At 32.8% G+C, this 22,296-nt stretch carries 21 protein-coding genes; 6 read left to right on the forward strand and 15 right to left on the reverse strand.

What is annotated here, in order from left to right; genetic code table 11:
- Positions 1–12: 12 nt before the first annotated feature.
- The 3 genes from AB3G33_RS00325 to AB3G33_RS00335 form a co-directional block, all read right to left on the reverse strand.
- Positions 13–495, reverse strand: a complete 483-nt coding sequence (locus AB3G33_RS00325; RefSeq protein ID WP_367771763.1) for a 3'-5' exonuclease — start codon at positions 493–495, stop codon at positions 13–15.
- A 164-nt stretch (positions 496–659) separates the two neighbouring features.
- On the reverse strand, positions 660–2,021 hold the full coding sequence (locus AB3G33_RS00330) for a pyridoxal-phosphate dependent enzyme (protein WP_367771766.1): 1,362 nt from the start codon (positions 2,019–2,021) through the stop codon (positions 660–662).
- Positions 2,022–2,216: 195 nt separating this feature from the next.
- Positions 2,217–4,163 (reverse strand): putative porin, encoded by a 1,947-nt coding sequence (locus AB3G33_RS00335; protein ID WP_367771769.1) that lies wholly within the window; start codon positions 4,161–4,163, stop codon positions 2,217–2,219.
- A 173-nt stretch (positions 4,164–4,336) separates the two neighbouring features.
- On the opposite strand from AB3G33_RS00335, the gene AB3G33_RS00340 reads away from it, so the two are divergent.
- Entirely contained in the window at positions 4,337–4,996 is a 660-nt protein-coding gene (locus AB3G33_RS00340) for a ribonuclease HII (RefSeq protein WP_367771772.1), read from the forward strand.
- Here AB3G33_RS00340 and lipB read toward each other — a convergent pair whose 3' ends face one another.
- Positions 4,997–5,716, reverse strand: coding sequence for a lipoyl(octanoyl) transferase LipB (gene lipB, locus AB3G33_RS00345; protein WP_367754885.1), 720 nt, complete (start codon positions 5,714–5,716; stop codon positions 4,997–4,999).
- Between the two features lie 166 nt (positions 5,717–5,882).
- The gene (locus AB3G33_RS00350) at positions 5,883–6,614 is read right to left on the reverse strand and encodes a hypothetical protein (RefSeq protein WP_367771774.1); all 732 of its coding nucleotides are present in this window, start codon (positions 6,612–6,614) and stop codon (positions 5,883–5,885) included.
- A 214-nt stretch (positions 6,615–6,828) separates the two neighbouring features.
- On the opposite strand from AB3G33_RS00350, the gene lysS reads away from it, so the two are divergent.
- The 4 genes from lysS (at position 6,829) to AB3G33_RS00370 (ending at position 10,487) form a co-directional block, all read left to right on the forward strand.
- A complete protein-coding gene (lysS, locus tag AB3G33_RS00355) occupies positions 6,829–8,532 on the forward strand; it encodes a lysine--tRNA ligase (RefSeq protein WP_367771776.1) in 1,704 nt (567 codons plus the stop codon).
- A 117-nt stretch (positions 8,533–8,649) separates the two neighbouring features.
- Positions 8,650–9,114, forward strand: coding sequence for a hemerythrin domain-containing protein (locus AB3G33_RS00360; RefSeq protein ID WP_367754891.1), 465 nt, complete (start codon positions 8,650–8,652; stop codon positions 9,112–9,114).
- Positions 9,115–9,361: 247 nt separating this feature from the next.
- Positions 9,362–9,847, forward strand: coding sequence for an RNA polymerase sigma factor (locus tag AB3G33_RS00365; protein ID WP_367754893.1), 486 nt, complete (start codon positions 9,362–9,364; stop codon positions 9,845–9,847).
- Entirely contained in the window at positions 9,831–10,487 is a 657-nt protein-coding gene (locus AB3G33_RS00370) for a hypothetical protein (protein WP_367754895.1), read from the forward strand. Before AB3G33_RS00365 ends, AB3G33_RS00370 begins: the two co-directional genes overlap by 17 nt.
- A 98-nt stretch (positions 10,488–10,585) precedes the next feature.
- Here the strand turns inward: AB3G33_RS00370 and AB3G33_RS00375 are convergent, their stop codons facing one another.
- The 5 genes from AB3G33_RS00375 to AB3G33_RS00395 all read right to left on the reverse strand — a co-directional run bounded on the left by AB3G33_RS00375 (position 10,586) and on the right by AB3G33_RS00395 (position 15,986).
- Entirely contained in the window at positions 10,586–12,391 is a 1,806-nt protein-coding gene (locus tag AB3G33_RS00375) for a hypothetical protein (RefSeq protein WP_367771778.1), read from the reverse strand.
- A gap of 171 nt (positions 12,392–12,562) precedes the next feature.
- Positions 12,563–13,522, reverse strand: coding sequence for a transporter (locus AB3G33_RS00380; RefSeq protein WP_367754899.1), 960 nt, complete (start codon positions 13,520–13,522; stop codon positions 12,563–12,565).
- Positions 13,523–13,527: 5 nt separating this feature from the next.
- Entirely contained in the window at positions 13,528–14,565 is a 1,038-nt protein-coding gene (locus AB3G33_RS00385) for a cytochrome-c peroxidase (RefSeq protein WP_367771781.1), read from the reverse strand.
- A 138-nt stretch (positions 14,566–14,703) separates the two neighbouring features.
- A complete protein-coding gene (locus tag AB3G33_RS00390) occupies positions 14,704–15,483 on the reverse strand; it encodes an MbnP family protein (protein WP_367771784.1) in 780 nt (259 codons plus the stop codon).
- Between the two features lie 107 nt (positions 15,484–15,590).
- Positions 15,591–15,986, reverse strand: coding sequence for a hypothetical protein (locus AB3G33_RS00395; protein WP_367771787.1), 396 nt, complete (start codon positions 15,984–15,986; stop codon positions 15,591–15,593).
- 104 nt (positions 15,987–16,090) lie between these two features.
- On the opposite strand from AB3G33_RS00395, the gene AB3G33_RS00400 reads away from it, so the two are divergent.
- Positions 16,091–16,552 (forward strand): hypothetical protein, encoded by a 462-nt coding sequence (locus AB3G33_RS00400; RefSeq protein WP_367771789.1) that lies wholly within the window; start codon positions 16,091–16,093, stop codon positions 16,550–16,552.
- A gap of 44 nt (positions 16,553–16,596) precedes the next feature.
- Here the strand turns inward: AB3G33_RS00400 and hemL are convergent, their stop codons facing one another.
- The 5 genes from hemL to AB3G33_RS00425 form a co-directional block, all read right to left on the reverse strand.
- Positions 16,597–17,883: a glutamate-1-semialdehyde 2,1-aminomutase gene (hemL, locus tag AB3G33_RS00405; protein WP_367771792.1), complete on the reverse strand. Its 1,287-nt coding sequence runs from the start codon at positions 17,881–17,883 to the stop codon at positions 16,597–16,599.
- A gap of 37 nt (positions 17,884–17,920) precedes the next feature.
- Positions 17,921–18,817 (reverse strand): glucosaminidase domain-containing protein, encoded by an 897-nt coding sequence (locus AB3G33_RS00410; protein ID WP_367771794.1) that lies wholly within the window; start codon positions 18,815–18,817, stop codon positions 17,921–17,923.
- Entirely contained in the window at positions 18,810–19,706 is an 897-nt protein-coding gene (locus AB3G33_RS00415) for a 1-aminocyclopropane-1-carboxylate deaminase/D-cysteine desulfhydrase (RefSeq protein WP_367771797.1), read from the reverse strand. The genes AB3G33_RS00410 and AB3G33_RS00415 overlap by 8 nt, the downstream gene beginning before the upstream one ends.
- Positions 19,707–19,793: 87 nt before the next feature.
- Entirely contained in the window at positions 19,794–21,626 is a 1,833-nt protein-coding gene (locus AB3G33_RS00420) for a T9SS type A sorting domain-containing protein (RefSeq protein ID WP_367771800.1), read from the reverse strand.
- Between the two features lie 293 nt (positions 21,627–21,919).
- Positions 21,920–22,255, reverse strand: coding sequence for a hypothetical protein (locus AB3G33_RS00425; RefSeq protein ID WP_367771803.1), 336 nt, complete (start codon positions 22,253–22,255; stop codon positions 21,920–21,922).
- Positions 22,256–22,296: the final 41 nt, after the last annotated feature.

Genomic DNA, 22,296 nt, shown 5'->3' on the forward strand with positions numbered 1-22,296 from the left:
AAATTGAGCATCTTATCTCATCATATATAGTTTAGCACAAGCTCGAGCATCTGACAATGCTTCGTGATGATTTAAAGCAATATTCATTGCTCGGCAACAATCACTTAATTTTGTCGGTTTTAACCCTTTGGCTTTATAGATTTTTACGGTACATTCCCAACGAGAGGCAATATTTAAATCTTCATAATTTAAATTGTAAAGTGCCATCGATTTAGCCAATACATTCCTGTCAAAACTTTCATTATGAGCAACCACTACTCTATTTTGTAATCGTTTTTGAATTTCGGGATAGACTTGAGCAAATGTTTTTGCATTCACTGTATCACGTGGATATATTCCATGAACTTGAATGGTAAATGGAGAATATAAATTATTGGGAGGCTTGATCAAAGTAACAAACTCGTCCACAATTATTCCGTTTTCTACGGTAACAATACCTACAGAGCAAGGATGGAATGCAGTTGCGGTTTCAAAATCTATGGCAGTAAAAGTCATTTGTAAATTATAATTATAAGTAAGCAATTATCAACAACGAATTTATATAAATTAATTAAAAAAACTCGTTTTAGAAATTAAAAAAGCCACGAATTTAAAATAGCACACAAAATTAATTTATGCTTATCTATGTAATTCGTGGCAAAAAAAAAATTGGTTTGAAATTATTTTATTGATCCAATAATATCATATTTGGTAATTATATGGTGTTTCCCGTTTCCTAAATCAATCAAAACAGCTGCGTTTTCTCTAGAGAATAATTTAGATACTGCTTCAATAGTAGTCCCTAGCTCCACAATTGGATAGGGTTTCCCCATGATCTCACGAATGGGTCTGTCAGCGGTATTTTTATCGCTTACATAACTTTGAAACAAATCAGATTCATCAAGAGAACCTACAAATCCAGTAATATCCATTACAGGAATCTGAGAAATTTTATATTGACGCATTCTTTCAATTGCATGCGAAACTAATTCTTCAGTTCTTGCTACAATTAATGGTTTATCAATATGATCTTTAATGACATCCTCGGCTTTTGTAACTGTTTCTTCAAGAAAACCGCGTTCGCGCATCCAGTCATCATTAAACATTTTTCCTACATAACGACTTCCAGAATCATGGAATAACACGACTACTACATCGTCTTTCTTAAAATGTTCTTTGAGTTGCAATAATCCTTTTACGGCTGCACCAGCCGAATTTCCAACAAATATTCCTTCCTCTAATGCAATTTTACGCGTATAAACAGCTGCATCCTTATCGGTTACTTTTGTAAACCCGTCAATTAAAGAGAAATCAACATTTTTAGGAAGTATATCTTCGCCAATTCCTTCCGTGATATAAGAATAGATTTCGTTTTCGTCAAAAATTCCAGTTTCATGGTATTTTTTAAAAACAGAACCATAAGTATCGATTCCCCAAATCTTAATATTTGGATTTTTCTCTTTTAAATATTTTCCTACTCCTGAAATCGTTCCTCCTGTTCCTACACCCGAAACAAAATGAGTAATCTTACCTTCTGTTTGTTCCCAAATTTCCGGTCCCGTTTGTTCGTAATGTGCTATGGCATTTGATGGATTATCGTATTGGTTTACGTACCAAGAATTAGGAGTTTCCTCCGCTAATCTTTTAGAAACAGAATAATATGATCTTGGATCTGTAGGCTCTACATCAGTAGGACAAACCACTACTTTTGCTCCCACAGCGCGTAGAATATCCATTTTTTCTTTGGATTGTTTATCAGAAATCACACAGATTAATTTGTAGCCTTTTATAATTGCTACTAAGGCTAATCCCATTCCTGTATTTCCAGAAGTACCTTCAATAATAGTTCCGCCTGGTTTTAGACGGCCGTCCGCTTCGGCATCTTCAATCATTTTTACTGCCATTCTATCTTTTACAGAATTTCCTGGGTTGAAGGTTTCCACTTTGGCAAGTACTAAAGCGTCTATTCCTTCGGTTACTTTGTTCAATTTAACCAAAGGAGTATTTCCTATTGTACCTAATATATTTTCAGCGTAATGCATTTGATTTTATTTTAATAATTGCAAAATGTTATAAATGTAGTCGCAAAGATAGCATTTTGTTATAAAATAGCATCAATTAGTCTGTTTTGCGTTCGTGATAAAAGCGACATCCTCTACTTGCTCCCTTTAAGCAAGTGCCAGCTATAGCGGATAGCAGGATGAAACGCCCAAGAAAAACTTAAAATCGAATGGGAATTAGTTAAAGAAGTTCCAGATTAAACCAAAGCGAACTGTGAAATCACGATACGGACTATTGGGTGCTGAATAGAAGTTATTTCCTGTGAAAGAAGAATTAAAATGCTCTGCTTTGAAGTAGATTCTTGTTCGTTGAATGCGAGCATTAACGAAAAAATCAACATTAGGATAATTACCAATTTCTTTTTTATTTTGAACAAAAAATTCTCCAATAACCGGATTATAATCATTCGCCATGTAGCTTGTGAAATAATTCAATGTGAAACCAGTTTGCAAAAACAACGCTTTTTTGAACAGGTAATTAGTATAATAAATGGTGTTTCTACTCACTATTTCGGGAACATTTAAAATAGCATCTTGTTGATCTGCTTTTTGGTATAAAACGGTATTATCTAAAGCAAATCTCCCGAATTTAAATTCCTTACTCGCTTTAACAGAAATGTAATTTATCGTATTACCATATTGTTTTGGCGTTACAATTTGCTGGCTGTCAACAGTTGCTGTGTTTTCAAAATACAAGTGATCATTTAATGTCATTAATTGAAGAGAAGCTTCAATCCATGGCGTCGACGCATTGGCTGTTATCGAATTTATTTTTTCGTTTTTGAAATCATTCGACCAGTTGTAATTTATATAACTACTTTGATATAAGTTGTAATTATCGTTTGGTAGTTTATTTAAGTTTTGGTATCCAAATGAAAATTGATAATCATCATTCATTTCATAATGCAACTTAGCATCTAAATTCGACAACGATTGATTTGTAACCGATCTTGAATACAAGAATTTTCCGTTCCATTTGTTTTTTTGATATTCGTATTGCCCACCTGCACTATTAATATTTCTAGACAAAGAAGCAGGAACGGTTTTAGTATCAAAAATCAATATTTGATTGTAGTAATAATTCGATCTAAAATCATCGGCAAAAAACTGAAATTTACCTAAAGTCGTATTCTCATAAACCAACCCCACTTTATTATACATTTTATTGTAATGCGTTTGATCATTGATTCCAGAACTTACAAAAGAATCCCCAAATCTATAAACAATTGAAGAACCTACTGTAGAAGGAACTGTAGCTTGATTGTATTCGAAAAACTTATTTTCGTAATTGAATTGATGGGCAACATATAAATTATTTTCTCCCTTGGTTGGATTCACTCTGAAAAAATGATCCACAAAAAAACGTTTCCCTTTTAAGAAGGATTTGGCATCATTGAAATAAACCTCCAATCGTTGTCTATTATCGTATTTAGGATCTTCGCTTTCAAAATCAGAAATGGTTGTTATACCCCCATTTTCTTCATTTAAAATATCTTGATATGTAAAATGAGCATTGGCAACATAGCGGTTATTTAGCGTGTTGTAACTTGTTGTGAATCTAAAATTTCCTGTACTAGCCAACTGATTAATATATTTTCCCTCAGAACGCAATCCTTTATAAGCGATAGAAAAATTGAGTCTAGGTGACGTATTTATAGCAAAAAAAGCATCCAGAGATTGTCCTTTTTGCATAACCGATTTGAAGTACAATTCAGTTACTGGAGTTGCTACAGAGCTGTATTTAATTTGATTGGCTTCCAAAAAATTAAAATGTTTTGCCTTGAAACCAAATTCTGGATATGGAGAAAACTCTGTTAAACTATATTGAAGTGTGTTATAGGTTTGCCCTTCATTAGAAAAGGGTAAAAGTCCAAAAATGTCTTTTCGTAAATAATTAAACGAATATTCTCTTTTAATAGTAAGAGCAGTGTCGAGATAAGTGGTATCACGTTCTATGTTTATAAAACGGTACATATCCATCGTAGCTACTTTTTGAACTTTAATTGAATCTGATTCTCTTTGATATTTATTATTGTTGTTATTATTGCCGCCATTTCCTGAATTTACTTGAGAAAATAAAAGAGTAGGAAATATTATGAAATATAAAAAAAAGAGGATTCTCATTGAAACGGATATATAATTAGGGCTATTATTTTCACACTAGTAATACGAGCAAAGGTAAATGATAAAATCATATAAAAAAACACCATAATTTACAGACTTAATATTGCAAATATTTAAAATAACGAAACATTATTAATAAAATTTCATAACCTTTGTTAAACCAAAAAAATAATATGCTTGCACTTAATTTTTCTAATTTTATTCTAGAAACTGGAACCGATGAAGCGGGACGAGGTTGTCTTGCGGGACCTGTAACCGCTGCGGCAGTAATCCTACCACAAGATTTTGAAAATATAATTTTGAATGACAGCAAGCAGTTAACCGACAAAACGAGAGAAAAACTAAGGCCTATTATCGAAAATCAAGCTGTTTCATTTGCTGTAACTCATTTGTATCCCAATGAAATTGATGAAATAAATATCTTGAATGCTTCGATGAAAGGAATGCAAGAATGTGTTTTGAAATTAAACACAGTACCCGAATTTATTATTGTTGATGGCAACCGGTTATTGAATGCAAAACTGGGTTTAAAAAGTAATTTTGGAAAGCAATTTTCAAAAACTGAAATTGAATTATTAAAATCAATTCCGAATCAAAGCATTGTAAAAGGAGATGCTAAATTCATGAGTATTGCTGCGGCTTCCGTTTTGGCCAAAACGTATCGGGACGAGTATATGAATGCCATTCATGAGGAATTCCCCATGTACAATTGGAAAAAAAACAAAGGCTACCCAACTAAAGAACATCGAGAAGCAATTAGAAAATATGGGGTAACTAAATACCACCGAATGAGTTTTCGATTATTGCCGGAACAGTATAAATTTGATCTATGATTAACGATTGATGCTTTCAGATTTCACGAAAGTTGCATCAAATAATTGTGAGAAGTGTTTCAAAATTTTTCCTTTAACTTCCTCTTCATCTACTCTTTCAACTCCCAATTCTACTTGTAAAGAAGTGACTGCTTTGCCTCGAATTCCGCAAGGAATGATGTTGTCAAAATATCCCAAATCGGCATTGACATTTAAAGCAAATCCATGCATGGTTACCCAGCGCGAAGCACGAACACCCATAGCACATATTTTTCGTGCAAAAGGAGTTCCAACACCTAGCCAAACTCCGGTTTCTCCTTCGCTTCGTCCACATTCTAAACCGTATTCTTGAAGTGTAAGAATAATAGATTCTTCGAGAAAACGCAAGTATTTATGAATGTCAGTAAAGAAATTTTCTAAGTCTAAAATAGGATAACCTACAATTTGTCCTGGCCCATGATAGGTAATATCACCACCACGATTGATTTTGTAGAAAGTAGCTCCTTTGTCTTCCAATTGTTTTTCGGATAACAATAAATTACTCAAATCCCCACTTTTCCCTAATGTATACACATGCGGATGCTCTACAAATAGAAAATAATTGGGCGTTTCTAATTCTAGTTCTTCTCTCCTATTCTTAATTTTTAAATCTACAACTCCTTTAAACAATTCTTCTTGGTATTCCCAAGTTGCTTTGTAGTCTTTATTTCCTAAATCTTGAAGTTGGATTGTTTTATTCATTTTTTGAAGTCTCAAATTTTCAGAGGGACAAAGGTACAAAGTTTTTAAGAATGAATAAGTTGTTTTCTATTACACATTTGTCAAGTCGAGCGCAGTCGAGACCAACTAGATGAGTCTCGACTGCGCTCGACTTGACAAGAAAAACGATTTTTTAAGTTCAACATCATTACTCTAAAACTACTTCCAAATTAGTAATCTCAGGATTTTGAAGACAATCTGTCAATAGAAAATGTAATTCCAATGATTTTTTGTCTGCGCTTAATTTTGCATTTGTGTTCGAAACAGATTTTATTTTTTTAGGAAAATGGTAGCGTAAAACATATGGCTGACTTATTTTTAAATTAGAAAACCGAGTTTTTAATTCGGCTATTTTATCCTGCTGTTTTTTTAATTCAGCTCCATCAGTAATTTTTACCATTCTTTTAAAATGACTTCCGTCAAAAGTATAACTGACATTATAATAATGTTCTTCGGCAGATAAAGCATAATTATGTTCTAAATCATCTGCATATTCTTGAGTTTTATATAAATCAGGCACTTCTTGCATATTATTGAAATCTAGATTCATCTTTGTTCGAAATTCTTTCTCATAAGAACTATTCTTAATATGAACCTGTACTGCTGCATATTTTTGAAAAATAGCTTTTTCGAATGCTGGAAGTTTTAAAAAATTCTCCGAATATTTATTTATGTAATCCTTAAAAATATAAGTGGTGTCTTCAAATTTCTCCTCTTTTGAATAATTTTCACCAGACAATTGCATATAACTATTTTCGTCCCGTAGCGATTCCGTTTCTATTTTACCAGAGCCATCTTGGTTTAAATAAATAGTTTCTGTTATTTGGCAACTAGTTAAGGATACCATTAAAATGAGAAGTAGATATATTTTAGTTTTCAAGTTTTTAAATTTGGATTATAAATTAGTATCGAATATAGTATAATTACTCGAATCCCTAGCCCAGATTAAAGTAGAAATCCTTTAGTTTTTTTCTTTAAAAAACTAAAGATTGTAACGGAAAGCTGGAAAATGCTCCAAAAAAAACTTTGCTCCCATAAAACTTTGCGATTTTGCGACTTATAAAGTATCTTTGCGCTCTTAAAATCAGCATAAAATGGCATTATCAGAACAAGAAATTATCCGTAGAGAAAAACTACAAAACTTACGCAATTTGGGAATAAACCCTTATCCAGCTAATCTTTTTCCAGTAAATCATACTTCGAAGCAAATAAAGGAAAGCTTTGAAGAAGGTAAAAAGGTCATTGTTGCTGGGCGTTTGATGAGTGTGAGAGATCAAGGAAAAGCTTGTTTTGCTGAACTACAAGATAGCGAAGGGCGCATACAATTGTATGTGAATCGCGATGTATTGTGTGAAGGTGATGATAAAACATTATACAATCAGGTATTTAAAAAATTAACTGATTTAGGTGATTTTATTGGTATTGAAGGAGAATTGTTTACTACTAAAGTAGGCGCGCAATGTATTCGTGTGGATGGTTTTACTTTTTTGAGCAAAACATTACGTCCGTTGCCTTTACCAAAAGTAGATGAGGACGGAAAAGTACACGATGCTTTTAATGACGCTGAATTGCGTTATAGAATGCGTTATGTGGATTTAACTGTGAATCAAAATGTGAAAGAAACGTTTATCAAAAGAACAAAAATGTTCAATGCGATGCGTAATTTCTTTAATGATAGAGGATATCTTGAGGTGGAGACTCCAGTTTTACAACCGATTCCTGGTGGAGCAGCAGCACGTCCGTTTATCACACATCACAACTCGCTCGACATTCCGCTTTACATGCGTATTGCAAACGAATTGTATTTAAAAAGATTAATTGTTGGTGGTTTTGAAGGAGTTTATGAGTTTTCTAAAAACTTCAGAAATGAAGGAATGGATAGAACCCATAACCCAGAATTTACCGCTATGGAAATATATGTAGCCTATAAAGACTACAACTGGATGATGGAGTTTGCCGAAGATCTTCTAGAGCATTGCGCAATTGCTGTTAATGGAACTAGTGAAGCGACTTTTGGAGAACACACTATCAACTTTAAAGCACCTTATGCTCGCGTTACTATGACTGATTCTATCAAACATTTTACTGGTTTTGATATTTCAGGAAAAAGTGAAACGGAACTTTTTGAAGCGGCTCGCGGAATGGGAATTGAGGTTGACGCTACCATGGGTAAAGGAAAATTGATTGATGAGATTTTTGGCGCTAAATGCGAAGGAAATTACATTCAGCCAACATTCATCACTGATTACCCAAAGGAAATGTCTCCACTTTGTAAAGAGCACCGTGATAATTCAGATTTGACCGAACGTTTTGAATTAATGGTTTGTGGTAAAGAAGTAGCCAATGCGTATTCCGAATTAAACGACCCAATTGACCAAAGAGAACGTTTTGAAGAGCAATTAAAACTAGCTGCAAAAGGAGATGATGAAGCGACTGAATTTATTGACGAAGATTTCCTTAGAGCATTAGAATACGGAATGCCTCCTACATCAGGAATGGGAATTGGAATGGACCGTTTAATTATGTTCTTGACTAATAATGCCTCTATTCAAGAAGTATTGTTGTTTCCACAAATGCGTCCAGAGAAAAAACAAATTGTGGTGGAGCTTGAAGCAGATGAAAAAACAATTGTTGCTATTTTAGAAGCAAATGATAACCAAATGGAATTTGGTTTACTAAAAATAAAATCAGAATTAAGCGGTAAAAAATGGGATAAAGCCATGAAAAACCTTTCTTCACTTGGAATGACCGAAGTAGTTGTTGAAGGTGATGTTAAAGCGTGCCGATTGAAAGGATAATAGAGATACAAAAAGGAGTTCCAATTGGAACTCCTTTTTTATTTTAAGGAAAGATCAATATTACTTCTTGATAAATATACTAGTCCTATATTTTAAAGAATTATAAACAAAGTCATTATGTCAGAATCATTACCTATTAAACGAGCTAAAGAATTACAATCCATTACTGTTCATCATCATAACGGATTACTTTTAAGCAGGAAAATTAGAATTGGATTTAACAAAAAAATAGAACCAAAACGAATTAAGAAATATGTAGATTGGTATTATGAAAATCAAATAGTTCCACATTTACAACTGGAAGAAGAACTTCTTTTTCCTATTTTAGGCAATCAAAATGAATTGATTAAAAGAGCTTTGACAGACCACCGCCGATTAAGGCGTTTATTCAAAAAATCAGAACAAATTGAAAAAACGTTAGTCCAAATTGAAGAAGAAATAGAATCACACATCCGCTTTGAAGAACATACTCTTTATGCTGAAATTCAAAAATTTGCATCGGTAGAGCAGCTAACTGAAATCGAAGAAGCACATTCAAAAATGGCCTTTATAGAAAATGAAGAAGATCAATTCTGGAATTAACAATTCAGTACTTATTCAGATTAAAAAATGAGTTTGAGAACCTTTTCAAACTCATTTTTTAATTCATAAACTTTCACTAAATGCCATACAAAAAATTGTGGTAGCGTATAAAAACAAATGCTAAATCAAATTACTCCTCTACTAAAAAAGCGAGCTTAAAATTTAGCCTTTTTTGATAACTTTAAAAAAAAAAAATCTTTTACCTGTAATAATTCTAAACTTTAGCCACTAATTAAGAAAAAACATAGTGAGTAGCGATTTTTACACCACATTCATTTTACCGTATTCAGGAATCATTATCAAGATTTGCAGGGCGTATACTAACACCCAAGAGGATTTTGAAGATTACTACCAAGAAGTTTGTTTACAGATTTGGAAAAGTCATGCTAATTTCCGTGAACAATCAGAATGGTCTACTTGGATTTACAGGATATCATTGAATGTGTGTTTGACTTTACTGAAGAAAAAAAAGAAACATCATTTCGTTTCTGATGCTATGCCTGACGAGGCAATAGAGGACAGCCGTTCTTTTGTAGATGAATCTCTTAACCAACTCTTTCAAGCCATCAGACAATTATCTGAAATTGATAGAGCAGTCATTATGCTTTATTTAGAAGAAAAGTCGTACCAAGAAATTGCTGAAATTATTGGAACAAACCAAAACAACATTGGGGTGCGCATTAAAAGAATTAAAGAACGCTTAAAAAAATTATTAGATGGAAAAGTCAATTGAAACAATTTGGAACGAAGGTTTTTTGAAAAATGATGCTTTAATAGCACCAAAATTGAATGACCTCTACAATCGAAAGTCGATAGATATAGTAGAACAATTTAAAAGAATGTATAAAATAAATCGGATTGCAGTTCTTGCATTTGCCTTTATCATTTTACCTATTTCTTTTTTAGTCAAAATACCCTATATGGGTATCGGAATATTTATTTTATTTAATGTATTAGCTGCTATTGCTGATAAATTTGGTAAAAGTTTAGACAAAATAGACAAAACCGTTAGCAGTTACCAATACCTCCTTTCGTTTGACAAATGGACAAAAGAAATGGTTTCAGTAAACACTAAGTTGTCAACTTTTTTATATCCTTATGTATTCATAATCATGGTTTCCGGTTTTTGGTTTGGAAGCATTGGAGGAGACGTTCCGGGTGACAGACTTTTAAACTATTTGCTTTTGGAATACCCCAACACCTATTTAATCTTAGGCTTTCCCCTAATTCTAATCATCATAGCGATTACTATTATTAGTTTATTAGCTTATTTCGGAGGGAGAATCGGGAAATGGGATTTGAATCTTGTATACGGAAGAATATTAAAAAAGCTAGATACTATGCTGGCGGATATGGCAGAACTAAAAGCCTAATTATTTTTTTGAACAACCAATTCATTAAACTAGTTTTTGAGAATCTCAATTTCAGAAGGTAAATAAAAAAAGCGGCTTGAAAATTCAAGCCGCTTTTTTTAAGCTAATTCCAATTCTGGAATTTTGATATTTGCAATTTCGGTTTTATACTGATCTAATAAATCAATTTTACTATTCACAAAATCCTTTACAAAAAACGGAGTTGCAAATAAATTCTCATAATATCCGATACCCTCTAAAAGATTATTTTTAAACAAGTTCCATTTTTTAATTTGTCCCGCTGTTATGGATGCAGAAACAGTAGCAATTTCATTTTTTAAATAATCGATATACATCTTCAACTCTTTGACAAACATGTTTGGACGGCCTTCCCCATCTAATACAGTATCATTTCCATAAATATGTTGTACCATTTTTATTAATGAAACTTCATGATCAAAATACGCCATATTGGGTCCTGGACAAATGACCACTCCTTGTGCTTGCCCTTTAATTTTTAGGTCGTTTTCAAGATAAGACGCATTGGCTAATCCAACGCAAAGACAGGATTTGTCAGTGATTTTATTTTTAGCATTCGCGTACATTGTTGCTGTCAAAGTTTCTTTTTCCACCTCTAATTCTTGCAATTTTACATCTTGGTATTTCTTAGAAGCGGTACAAATTCCTTCGGCTCCAAATTCCTTACTCAATGCTAAAAACCTTTTAGGACACGAACTTCCTGCTTTATTATCTTGAATTCGTTTTTGCTTGAGGGTTTCATTTGTCGTTCCTCTCAAAGTGTTAAATGGAATTCCTAATGGCGAAATTGGACTTAGATACAAATCTTCTTCTTTGGCTTTCGCCAATAATTCACGGGTATGGACATCTACAGAAGTTGCCTCGGGAACCAATAAAAAAGGACTTCCCCAACCGACAGAATCCACTTGATAGTGATCCAATAAAAAGTCATGTTCTGTTGCGGTTCCTACTCCACCTTGAACCGTAATTTTTAATTCTAATGGATTTTCTGGAATGTATTTCCCTTTAATAGCTAAAGCTTTTACCATCAATTCATGAGCTGATTGAATTAATTGTTCTTTCTTTTCTTTGAATTCTTCTAAAATAGGTCCTAATAAATAACCGTCAGTTGCGAAAGCATGTCCTCCACAATTCAATCCTGATTCTACGCGGTACTCAGAAACCCAAAGTCCTTTCTTAGCTAAAAAATTTCCTTGTATCATGGCCGAACGAAAATCACTAACTTTTAAAATAATTTTTTTATTCAGATGATTATTTTCATCTGGAAAAAAAACATCGAAATTTTCGAAATAGCTATACAATCTGGGGTTCATCCCTGCAGAAAGCACAACCGATGATGACAAATTACTATTTGCAAAACCACGAAGTGAAGCATGCGCGTCATTAAACTCAGTAGGCAATTGTTCGTCTTTTATAAAATTATCCTTGTCAATTTTAGTCATGATATTCACATCAATATCACCAGGGCTTAGATTACTTTCCAGATAATTCATAATTGCTTCCTTGCCGTCTTCCATCATGTTTTGCAACCCAATTTTAATGGCTGATTTGTTAGGCAACATTGCAATATAATTGTCTAATGCTATTTTGCTTTCAGACAATTCATTTTTAAAGTTTTCAAACTTATCTTTTACAATTTTGTCAACCAGATTCAAATAAGTTGTAATTCTTTTTGCACGATAATCATGCATTTTTTGTGTGATTTCTTGATAAGGAAGATTGAATTTAGAGCTGTAAAAAGCACTCATTTTTTCAATAAGATCATCATCAATAATTGAAATCACTGAGGAAATTCCAAATTTTGCAACTCGAATCGGACTATCAATCGTGTATGCCAATCCCATAACAGGAATATGAAATGTATGTAATGGTTTTGTAGTTGTCATTGATTATAATTTTAAATAAATAATCCACAAATATTGTTATTATCCCCCATAAAAAAACTGATATTTATCATGCTCTAATTTTAGATAAAACAAAAAAACTTGAATTTTGAAGACGCATCTCCAAAATTCAAGCTTTTATAAAAATTTAAATTGTTACAAAAAAAGTGCTTTTTACAAAGTATAATTCAAATTCACACTCCAACGATAATTGGCTTCAATTCGTCCACTAGATAAATTTTGATTGATAGGAAACATGGCATTGACACCAATAGAAAACTTATCTTTCCCCGCTTCTAAACCAAATTTACTAAACAGAATAGCTCCAGAAGTATCAGGCAATGTAGTCCCATATTGCTTATTGGACTCATAAACCTCACCAGCAAGACCAACTTGCGGCATCAGTTTTATAGCATCAAAGTCTAAAAGATAGAATAAAGTACTTCCATAATTAAGCTGATTCCCATACTGATAATTCTTTTTATTTTCTGTTTTAACAGTATAATTCAACATAGCATTCAAACCCAAATTTTGCTTTTTTATTACATATTCAGTCACAAACAGATAGTCAAAACTTCCTGTACCTACCTGAAAACTCTGGTTTACACTTCCTGAATTATTTGCCTCATTAAACTTACCTGTTGGTATTTTCACACCTCCACCAACTTGTAGATTATGCGTAAACAGCGTGCTGTCTTTTTCCGTTTGATAAACGGAATAGGTTGCAATTACTGAAATATCTCCAAGACCTTGAATATTTTCCGTTCCCGTGGTAAGTGCTCTTTCATGAAACTGATACGGAATTAAGGCGGCTAGTTGAATTTTTGGTGTTACCGGAATTCTAGCCCAAACTTGTACGGTATTGAAGTTTTCATCAATCCATGGGGAATTGGCAAAAATTCCATCACGACTCGTATAACTTTGATTAAAATAACGAACACCAATAAAATTACTATTAAGCATAGAGCTAAATCCCATACTTCCACCACTTGCCGAACAGCCACATGCATCACAATCATCCAGCAATTGCATTTTTACAAAGGTGAATCTGGAAATGCTGTCGTTTTCAATCTTTGCAGATGCATACTGAATAGCAAAAAGCGAAAAAAGAGTTATTATTATTTTATTTTTCATTGTAATTAATATTCTGAAAATCGTTTATCTGTAAGATATTGATTGTCGGTTAATGTATTTAAGAATGTAATTAATTGTACTTTCTGTGTGGCAGTAAGAGGAATCCCTACAATACCATTTTGTTTTAAAATAGGATCCAATGTTGGCGAATCAGTAACTCCTGAACTGTAATAATCCAATACTGATTCTAAAGTTCCAAAGCGACCATCATGCATGTAAGGAGCAGTCATCGCTACGTTGCGTAAACTAGGCACTTTAAACTTATAATAATCGGTGGCGAGTTCCGTAACACGATACCTTCCTACATCATTTATTGCAGGGTTTATTACCAATCCATTATTACGGAACGAGTTATCCGTCATCAAATCAGTGGCGTGGCACGAAGCACATTTTGTATTAAACAATGCATATCCTGCTAGTTCCTCAGTGGTCAAGCTTCCTCCAGTTTCAACCCTTCTGTATTTATCAAACTTAGAGTCAGATGAAGTGAGCATCACCATAAACTGGGAAAGTGCTTTCAGCATGTTCTCAATAGTAATGTCTCCATTTGTAAAAGCCTGCTTAAACAAGGTTTTATAGACTGGATCGGCTTTCATCATTACTAGAATAGCATTTAAATCTCCATTCATTTCCACAGTACTTGTTAACGGTATTATGGGTTGTAAATCGAGATGATTCGCTGCTCCATCATACATAAATGTAGTTTGGTAGGCCATGTTTTGGATAGCCGGTGTGTTCCTAGTTCCAATACCTTCTCCTACTCCATGACTAAAAGTGTGCCCATGATGTGTAAATGCATTTTCCTGAATGTGACAAAATCCACATGAAACTAATCCATCTGAGGACAAACGGCCGTCATAGAACAACTTTTTCCCTAGCTCAAATCCTTTTTCCGTTGGTGGATTAAGAGCAATGTTATAGGCTAATTCTGGAAAATTGGACGGAACTACAACAGCCAATGGTTTATTGATATAAGCATCGTCATTATCCGTACAGCTGAATAAAAATGGAAATAGCAACAAGCAATAATATATTTTTCTCATCTCAAATGTTTTAGAAACGAAGAAGTCCTAAATAGCCCCGACTGAACCGATATCCCGCGCCTTTTTTGGCGTGGATAAAGGGTAAGGCGGGACAACTATTCCTTATGAAAAAGAATAGTTGTGCTCCTCCTTAATTATTTAATCATTATGAACATGAGCAACGGTAAACATATTAGATAGGTTAGCCGTGATAAGTGCTAAGCTGGAACCTCCCATAATAGTTGCATTGTCAGATAATTTGAATTTATTTGTTCCGTCGATGATTTTAGATACATCAGAAACAACGTGGATTTCAGGAGTAATTGTTGTTCTCACCATCGCATTTGTTGGTAAATCAAGTGTTACTTCGGTATAATTATAATCGGTTCCCGTTTGTCCTGTGTGTACTTTAAAATCTTTTGCAGTTGTTACTGTTGGTGAGGTAAATGTTCCTTCGAAAGCCACAAATTTATAACCTGCTGACCAACTCCACATCATTCCTGCTGCTTGAGCTTGAGCTAAAAAATCGCCTTGCCCTATTGCTCCAAGTTCCCATTGTGCTTTATCTACTCCGAGTCCGAATTTTATTTTGGTGTAATTTCCAGCAGGAATTCCTTCCAGTTCCGCTACTCTTTTATTAGAATCTGATTCATCAATAATAAAATAACTTTGACTTTTAGGATAGGTAAAAGTAGTTCCATCTTCCTTTGTCAAGACGATATTACTAATGATATATTTTACGGTACTAATTTTAAGCATTTCACTATTTGAAGTGGTATTTGCTTGAGTTCCTAATATTAAATCATTGGCTCCAAAAGCATTATCAAATTCAACTCCTAGATTTCCTGTTCCTGTAATTGCGATTTCATCACTTGAGCATGAAGCAAATGCTATACTAATAGCAATAATTGCAATTGCTTTATTCAATATATTTTTCATTCTTTTTTTAAATTTTCATTCTTTTTTTAAAATAATTTTGCGCACAAGTCTCTTTCAAATGAAGATGTTCAAATGAAAAGTACAGCTGGCACTGCTTTTACTAAAATTTAAGAAATAAAAATTGGGGGATGAAAAATAGAGTATACTTCTAAATGGGAATATAAATTAGTGTATTTAGAATTTAAAATATATTGAACTGGTTTATTACCAATCATAAATACATACTCACTTACTTCCTGAACAAAAAGGTCGTTTAACGTATTGGTATTTGTTTTTTTATTGGTAGAAAGGGGTTTTTCATCATCAGCTGCATTTGCCAGTTCTTTCATCAACTGACACTTTCCATTACAATGCAACTCTGGTTTGTCTTTATTTACACAAAGTACTGTAGAGATATAATCATAATTAACGATATAGTCTATAACCGGAAACACTGGTTTTAGAAAAAGAACTATAATGATTATGAGTGCGATTTTTTTCACTGTGCAAAGATAGCTTACCATTTTTAAAAATATCAAATAAATTTTAGCTTTTATTAAACTTTTGTTAAGGATTAAACCTTTGAAACGTATCCCTGTCTTATTACTATAACTTAAAAATAATAAAAATGAAAAAATTACTTATTGCTGCATTATTGGTTGTTAGTATGACAAGCTTTGCACAAGACTCTAAAGGAATGGAAAAAAAACAACATAGAGCTGAGATGGAAAAATTAACTCCTGAACAACGAAATCAGCTAATGTTGAAAAAAATGACATTAGAACTGGATTTAAATGCAAAACAGCAAGATCAAATGAAACAAGTCATTATGGAACAAAGCAAAAAAAGAGAAGCTTTGAGAGAGGCTCATAAGGCAGATAAGAAAGAGATGACTAGTGACGAACGTTTTGCCATGAAAAACAAAATGTTAGACGAACAAATTGCTATGAAAGCAAAAATGAAAAACATATTATCTCCGGAGCAATTTGAAAAATGGGATGCTATGAAAAAGAACCATCATCATAGAAAAGGAATGCATCAAAGAAGAGGGATGCATGAAAGAAACACAAAAGAAGAAATGAAAAAATAATTTTAAAAAAAACTCTCGGTTAATGCCGAGAGTTTTTTTTTGTATTAAAAAGTTTTAGCAACTTTGTCAACGGCTTGAATCGTAAAATCCAAATCTTCATATGAAAGTGCATCCGTAATAAACCAAGTTTCATACGCTGAAGGCGCAATATAAACCCCTTCATTTAATAATCCGTGGAAGAATTTCTTAAAAGTTTCATTGTCACCGTTCCCTGCCGTTTTAAGATCAACAACTGGTCTCGCATCAAAATGTACTGAAATCATCGAACCAATTCTATTGATTGTAAAAACAACATTATTAGCTTTCAAAACTTTATCAATCCCTTCATGTAAGTAGGCTGTTTTATCTGCTAATCTTTGAAAAATAGCACGATCATTATCTAATGTTTGCAACATGGCTAATCCAGCGGCCATAGCAAGTGGATTTCCCGATAGTGTTCCTGCTTGATAAACAGGTCCTAGAGGCGCTAAGTAATTCATTATTTCTTCGCGAGCAGCAAAAGCACCCACAGGTAAACCTCCACCGATTACTTTTCCGAAACAAACAATATCAGCATCCACATTAAAAAGTTCTTGAACTCCACCTCTTGCTAATCGGAATCCGGTCATTACCTCATCAAAAATAAGTAGAATTCCATTAGCAGTACAAAGTGTTCTTAATCCTTCAAGAAACCCTTTATTTGGAGGAATACAACCCATGTTTCCTGCAACAGGTTCTACAATAATTGCTGCAATTTCATTTTCATTGGCTTCAATTAAAGTCTTTACGTTTTCTAAATCATTGTAATTAGCCAATAAAGTATCCTTGGCAGTTCCTTCCGTAACTCCGGGACTATTAGGACTACCGAAAGTAATTGCACCACTTCCTGCCTGAATCAAAAATGAATCAGAATGGCCGTGATAACAACCAGCAAATTTTACTATTTTATCTCTTTTTGTAAATCCACGAGCTAGTCTTACGGCGCTCATACAAGCTTCGGTTCCTGAATTTACAAAACGTATTTTATCAATATTGGGCACCATTGCAACAGCTAAGGCTGCAATTTGAGTTTCTAATTCGGTAGGCATTCCAAAAGAGGTTCCTAGTTTAGCTTTCTCAATTACTGCTTGTACAACTGGTTCAAAAGCATGTCCCAAAATCATTGGCCCCCATGAATTAATGTAATCAATTAAACGATTTCCGTCTTCATCGTATAAATAGGCTCCTTTGGCACTTTTTACAAAAATCGGAGTTCCTCCTACCGCTTTAAATGCTCTTACTGGTGAGTTTACACCACCAGGTATTACTTTTTCTGCTTCAGCAAAAAGCTGACTACTTCTTTTATATATCATTTTTTTGTATAAATTCTAAATGTGAAATTATGATAATTTAATTTACTCTCAGTTTTTGTCCAATGGAGATTGTATTTTCTGACAGATTATTTTTTAGTTTTAAGTCGGTAACTAGTAAGTTGTATTTCCTAGAAATAGAGTACAAAGTATCTCCTTTTTGCACCTCATAATAATCACCAGACTGTGTATTTACACTAGCTATTTTTATAGGTTGATTTTCTGTTCGTGTATAGTTGATTCCTAAAACTTGGGAATCATATTGCCCTAAATTATAGCGTTCAATATAAGATATTAGCTTTTCAGGGTATCTAGGATCTGTAGCATAACCTGCTCTTCTAAGTCCTTTCGCCCAAGCTTGATAATCTGATTTTGACAAGGCAAACAAACTGGAATACCTACTTCTCCCTGTCAAAAACAAGGCGTGATCTTTAAAAGATTCAGCTGGTTCTTTGTATTTTCTAAAACATTCTTGACTGGAATCATCATCATGCCTAACACTTTCTCCCGTCCAATCTACATGGCATTTAATTCCAAAATGATTATTTGCTGTTACAGCTAAATCTCCTCTTCCTGCACCAGATTCCAAAATTCCCTGAGCCAGAATAATACTCGCTGGAATTCCATAAACTTTCATATTATTCATGGCAATATCTTTATATTGAGAAATATAATTTCCTATAACATCATTAGAAACAACCGTTCTTGAAGTGGATTCGATTATTTCATCTTCTTGTGCTCTCTTTTCGTTTTCTCTCTTTTCTTGAAGTACTTTCTTTTCAGCTATGGGTTTTGCAATAATTTTCTTTTTAGAAGTACGAACAACTGGCTTTTTATTACTTTGAGAAACTGCTTTGGTGGTTACAATTGGAGATTTTGTAGCGTTACAACTTATTAACGTTATAATTATAAAAAGGAGTACGATTTTTTTAAACATGGATATCTAGTGTTGGTAATTTTTTCTTTTTTAATTTCAAATTCATTCCCTGTATTCCTTGAATTCCACCAGTGTGAATCAATAAAATTTTGGAGTGCGAAGGAAAATGATTTGTAGCAATCCTATCCATAACGCCAAAAACCATCTTTCCAGTATAAATAGGATCTAATGGAATTTTATTTTCTTGATAAAACTGGTTTATAAAAGCAATCAGTTCTTCATTAATTTTACCGTAACCACCAAAATGATAGTCCGCAATTAGTTCCCAATTTTTATTCTGCGCAAAAATACGAATTTCATCTTTTAAAAAGTCTCCTTTTAAAGCGGGAAATCCTAAAACTTTTTGATGAGGAAGTGCGCTATTTATAATACCTGAAATAGTACCACCAGTTCCCACTGAACAACAAATGTAATCAAATTGACTATCCACAGGAGTTAAAATTTCCTGACATCCTTTTATTGCCAATTCATTAGTACCTCCTTCAGGAATAAGGTAAAAGTTTCCGTAAATACTTTTTAAAGTTTCTAAAAACAATGTTTCTTGCTTGTTTCGGTATTCTTCTCTAGAAACAAATTTAAATTCCATACCACAGTTTTTAGCAAATTGCAATGTTGGATTTTCTGCAATTTTACTTTCTAATTCATCGCCACGAATAATTCCTATTGTCCGAAATCCATTTTCTTGACCTGCATAAGCAACTGCAGCAATATGATTCGAATAAGCTCCTCCAAACGTGAGCAATGTATCTTTATGCTCTTTTTTTGCTTGAAGCAAATTGTATTTTAACTTCCTGAATTTATTTCCTGATACAAAAGGATGAATAAGATCTTCCCGTTTTATAGAAACGGTAATCGAATTTGGAAACGATATGGTCAGGTGTTGATTCAATCTTTTTTTTTACAAAGGTAAAATTTATATACAACAAAAAAATGCAATCAGTTACTGATTGCATTTTTTAGAATCATAAAAAACAAACTAATTTTTAATTATAATTTTCTGATTGAAAATCGCGTTTTCATTTGTAGCTAACTTCGCAAAATAAATTCCATCACTTAGGTTTGCTGTTGTAAAACTATAAGTAGTATTAGTCCCTAGGTCTTTTTTATTAAAAATGAGTTTTCCTAAAACATCATATAAACTACAAGACACTAATTCCTTTTGCAAAGGGTTACTAAGTGTTAGGCTTTTAGTTTTATTATTTTGATACATCAAAAATTTTTCTTTGTTTACATCCTCTACCCCTAAAGTTGATCCATTTTTGAAGGTGATTTCAAATTGGGTATTATTAACACCCGCAGGCAAGTCTACCTCATAAAAACTATTTTTGATATCAAAATAAGAATCGGAAGTTTTATCATGCAAATAAACATTTTCTATTTCTGTGAAGTTTATAATTTCTTTGACTGAAATTTTATAATTGGCTTGTGCTTGATTTTTAAATCCTAAAGGGATTTTTTTATCTATACCAAATTGTACCGCATCTATAATATATTCATTCTCATTTAATACAAAATAAATATCTGCTTGATCATTATCACTCGTTGATAAAGCATCCATGGCATGATCTACACCATCAGTAGCTTCAGGGACAAATGCAAGAACCATTTGACGAACACCCTGTCCATTCAACAATGTATTTAATCTAATTTGTGACGGAGGAGTTGTATTAATTGTCGTATAATCAAATCCTGAAACTGATTGTATGGTAGATAAAAACGAATTGCTTTTTACTGTTTTAGGGATATTGGCATTCTTTTCGAACTCAGATGAATTTGAAGCACCTTCTTTTACATAAACTCTGTAACTATTTTTCATTTCGACAATTCCATTAACCTTACCTTCAATCATAAATCCCTGGCCTACTGGCGAAAAACGTCTCCCATAAACTACTCCAGAACCAGTTGATATTACTTCATTTCCAGAACCATCATACGAATAAAAAGTAGCTGGAGTATACACTCCATTTCCAGATCCACCTAGCGGAGAATAAGCACCGTACCCCCCCTTATAATCAGCTATATAATGAGAATTTACTGTTTTATCTTGTTCCCAAAAATAAGCAATACCAGTAGAATTTGTTGCATTAGTTAAAAAAGCAGCTAAATCTATTGCAGATGGATATGGATTCCCTGTTAATGTTAATTCTTCATGAACAACAGGTATAGAGATAGTACCATCATTAGGTTTACCCCTAAAATCATAACGTTGTTTACTACCTGAATTATTTTGCACACCATTTACAGTAATGGAATTAATCCCTGATGTTCCCTTCATTGTAAAACCTTCACCCGTATTTAAAGTGGAACCTGAACCTACATAAACCCAGTTTGAAGTGGAATTGGCAGGCAGTTTCCATATCCAATATGGAGCAATTGCTAAAGGGGAAGAGGCACCATTATAATTATTTGATGGTAATATAGTCGATGAATTACTATTTGTCAAATCTACTACATCCATTAGTTGTGTAATTCCAAAAGCTGTATTTCCAACTGTTGCACTACTTCCTCCTACTGGTGAACACCAGTAATTATATTGAAAATTATTAGTTGTTCCTTCTTGAAAAACAGATAAAGTTCCTAATCCTTTATTAGCACTTGCTGCTGTAGTCCCTTGTAGCAATTGAGCATCTTTCCTTAAATAAAAATTACTAGTAGCCCCTTTTAATTCCAATTCATTTTTTATAAAAACAACTTCGTTATTTACAAAAACAGAACTATTTGGGCTAACAAACATTTGGGCATTAGAATCATGCAAAAATAAAAACCCAATAATAATCACTGTTGTATTCCTAAGTATTTTTGAGCTCATAAATAATTGTATTTTAATATATTACACTAATTTCTTGTTAAAAAAGAATTCTAATTATTGAAAATGTAAAAATAAAATCAAAAGATTTCTCTACAAACTGATTAACTTTAGAAGACTTTATTAAAGTTACTAAAAAATAATTGTGAAATAGGATAAAATGACGATAATAAGTAAAATACATCGTTTAAATACATCTTTTAAATATAAAAAGAAGTATTATCTTACATTTATAAAAATGTGAAAACAAAACAAAAAAGATGTTTAGTTATATCTTTAAAATAGAAGTATCAAACTCAGTTGATGAATAAATATTTTGTGAATTCATAAAAGGATCTGTTTTTTAAATAATTCAAATCCGATTCATTAGCATAAGCTTCTCTTTCAAAACTAATATTCCTGTAGGCCAAATTTCGATTCTTAAATTGAATCAAACGAACCAAATATTCCAAAAAATAACATATAAAAAAAGGAAGTATTAATAATTCTTTTTGTTGTCTCAAATGTATTTTTTCGTGATTGATAAAAACAAGATTTTCTTTATCAACATGGTATTTTATAAAAATAAAAGGAAATGCGGTTAATCCAGAAAATCCTTTGGGTATTAAATATTTGGTAACTACTAGATACATTCGCTTTCAATTAAAAAATAAGAGTTATACTGATTGCAAAA

It is taken from the genome of Flavobacterium sp. WC2421 (assembly GCF_040822115.1).
Classification (GTDB): Bacteria; Bacteroidota; Bacteroidia; order Flavobacteriales; family Flavobacteriaceae; genus Flavobacterium.

Bases quoted from the DNA above. Each gene is read 5' to 3' on its own strand.
- AB3G33_RS00360 (WP_367754891.1), top strand. From the start codon at position 8,650: ATGTCAGAATCATTACCTATTAAACGAGCTAAAGAATTACAATCCATT.
- lysS (WP_367771776.1), top strand. From the start codon at position 6,829: ATGGCATTATCAGAACAAGAAATTATCCGTAGAGAAAAACTACAAAAC.
- AB3G33_RS00420 (WP_367771800.1), bottom strand. From the start codon at position 21,626: ATGAGCTCAAAAATACTTAGGAATACAACAGTGATTATTATTGGGTTT.
- AB3G33_RS00410 (WP_367771794.1), bottom strand. From the start codon at position 18,817: ATGTTTAAAAAAATCGTACTCCTTTTTATAATTATAACGTTAATAAGT.
- AB3G33_RS00330 (WP_367771766.1), bottom strand. From the start codon at position 2,021: ATGCATTACGCTGAAAATATATTAGGTACAATAGGAAATACTCCTTTG.
- AB3G33_RS00380 (WP_367754899.1), bottom strand. From the start codon at position 13,522: ATGAAAAATAAAATAATAATAACTCTTTTTTCGCTTTTTGCTATTCAG.
- AB3G33_RS00325 (WP_367771763.1), bottom strand. From the start codon at position 495: ATGACTTTTACTGCCATAGATTTTGAAACCGCAACTGCATTCCATCCT.
- AB3G33_RS00375 (WP_367771778.1), bottom strand. From the start codon at position 12,391: ATGACAACTACAAAACCATTACATACATTTCATATTCCTGTTATGGGA.
- AB3G33_RS00335 (WP_367771769.1), bottom strand. From the start codon at position 4,163: ATGAGAATCCTCTTTTTTTTATATTTCATAATATTTCCTACTCTTTTA.
- lipB (WP_367754885.1), bottom strand. From the start codon at position 5,716: ATGAATAAAACAATCCAACTTCAAGATTTAGGAAATAAAGACTACAAA.
- AB3G33_RS00340 (WP_367771772.1), top strand. From the start codon at position 4,337: ATGCTTGCACTTAATTTTTCTAATTTTATTCTAGAAACTGGAACCGAT.
- AB3G33_RS00425 (WP_367771803.1), bottom strand. From the start codon at position 22,255: ATGTATCTAGTAGTTACCAAATATTTAATACCCAAAGGATTTTCTGGA.
- AB3G33_RS00395 (WP_367771787.1), bottom strand. From the start codon at position 15,986: ATGGTAAGCTATCTTTGCACAGTGAAAAAAATCGCACTCATAATCATT.
- AB3G33_RS00400 (WP_367771789.1), top strand. From the start codon at position 16,091: ATGAAAAAATTACTTATTGCTGCATTATTGGTTGTTAGTATGACAAGC.
- AB3G33_RS00370 (WP_367754895.1), top strand. From the start codon at position 9,831: ATGGAAAAGTCAATTGAAACAATTTGGAACGAAGGTTTTTTGAAAAAT.
- AB3G33_RS00385 (WP_367771781.1), bottom strand. From the start codon at position 14,565: ATGAGAAAAATATATTATTGCTTGTTGCTATTTCCATTTTTATTCAGC.
- AB3G33_RS00390 (WP_367771784.1), bottom strand. From the start codon at position 15,483: ATGAAAAATATATTGAATAAAGCAATTGCAATTATTGCTATTAGTATA.
- hemL (WP_367771792.1), bottom strand. From the start codon at position 17,883: ATGATATATAAAAGAAGTAGTCAGCTTTTTGCTGAAGCAGAAAAAGTA.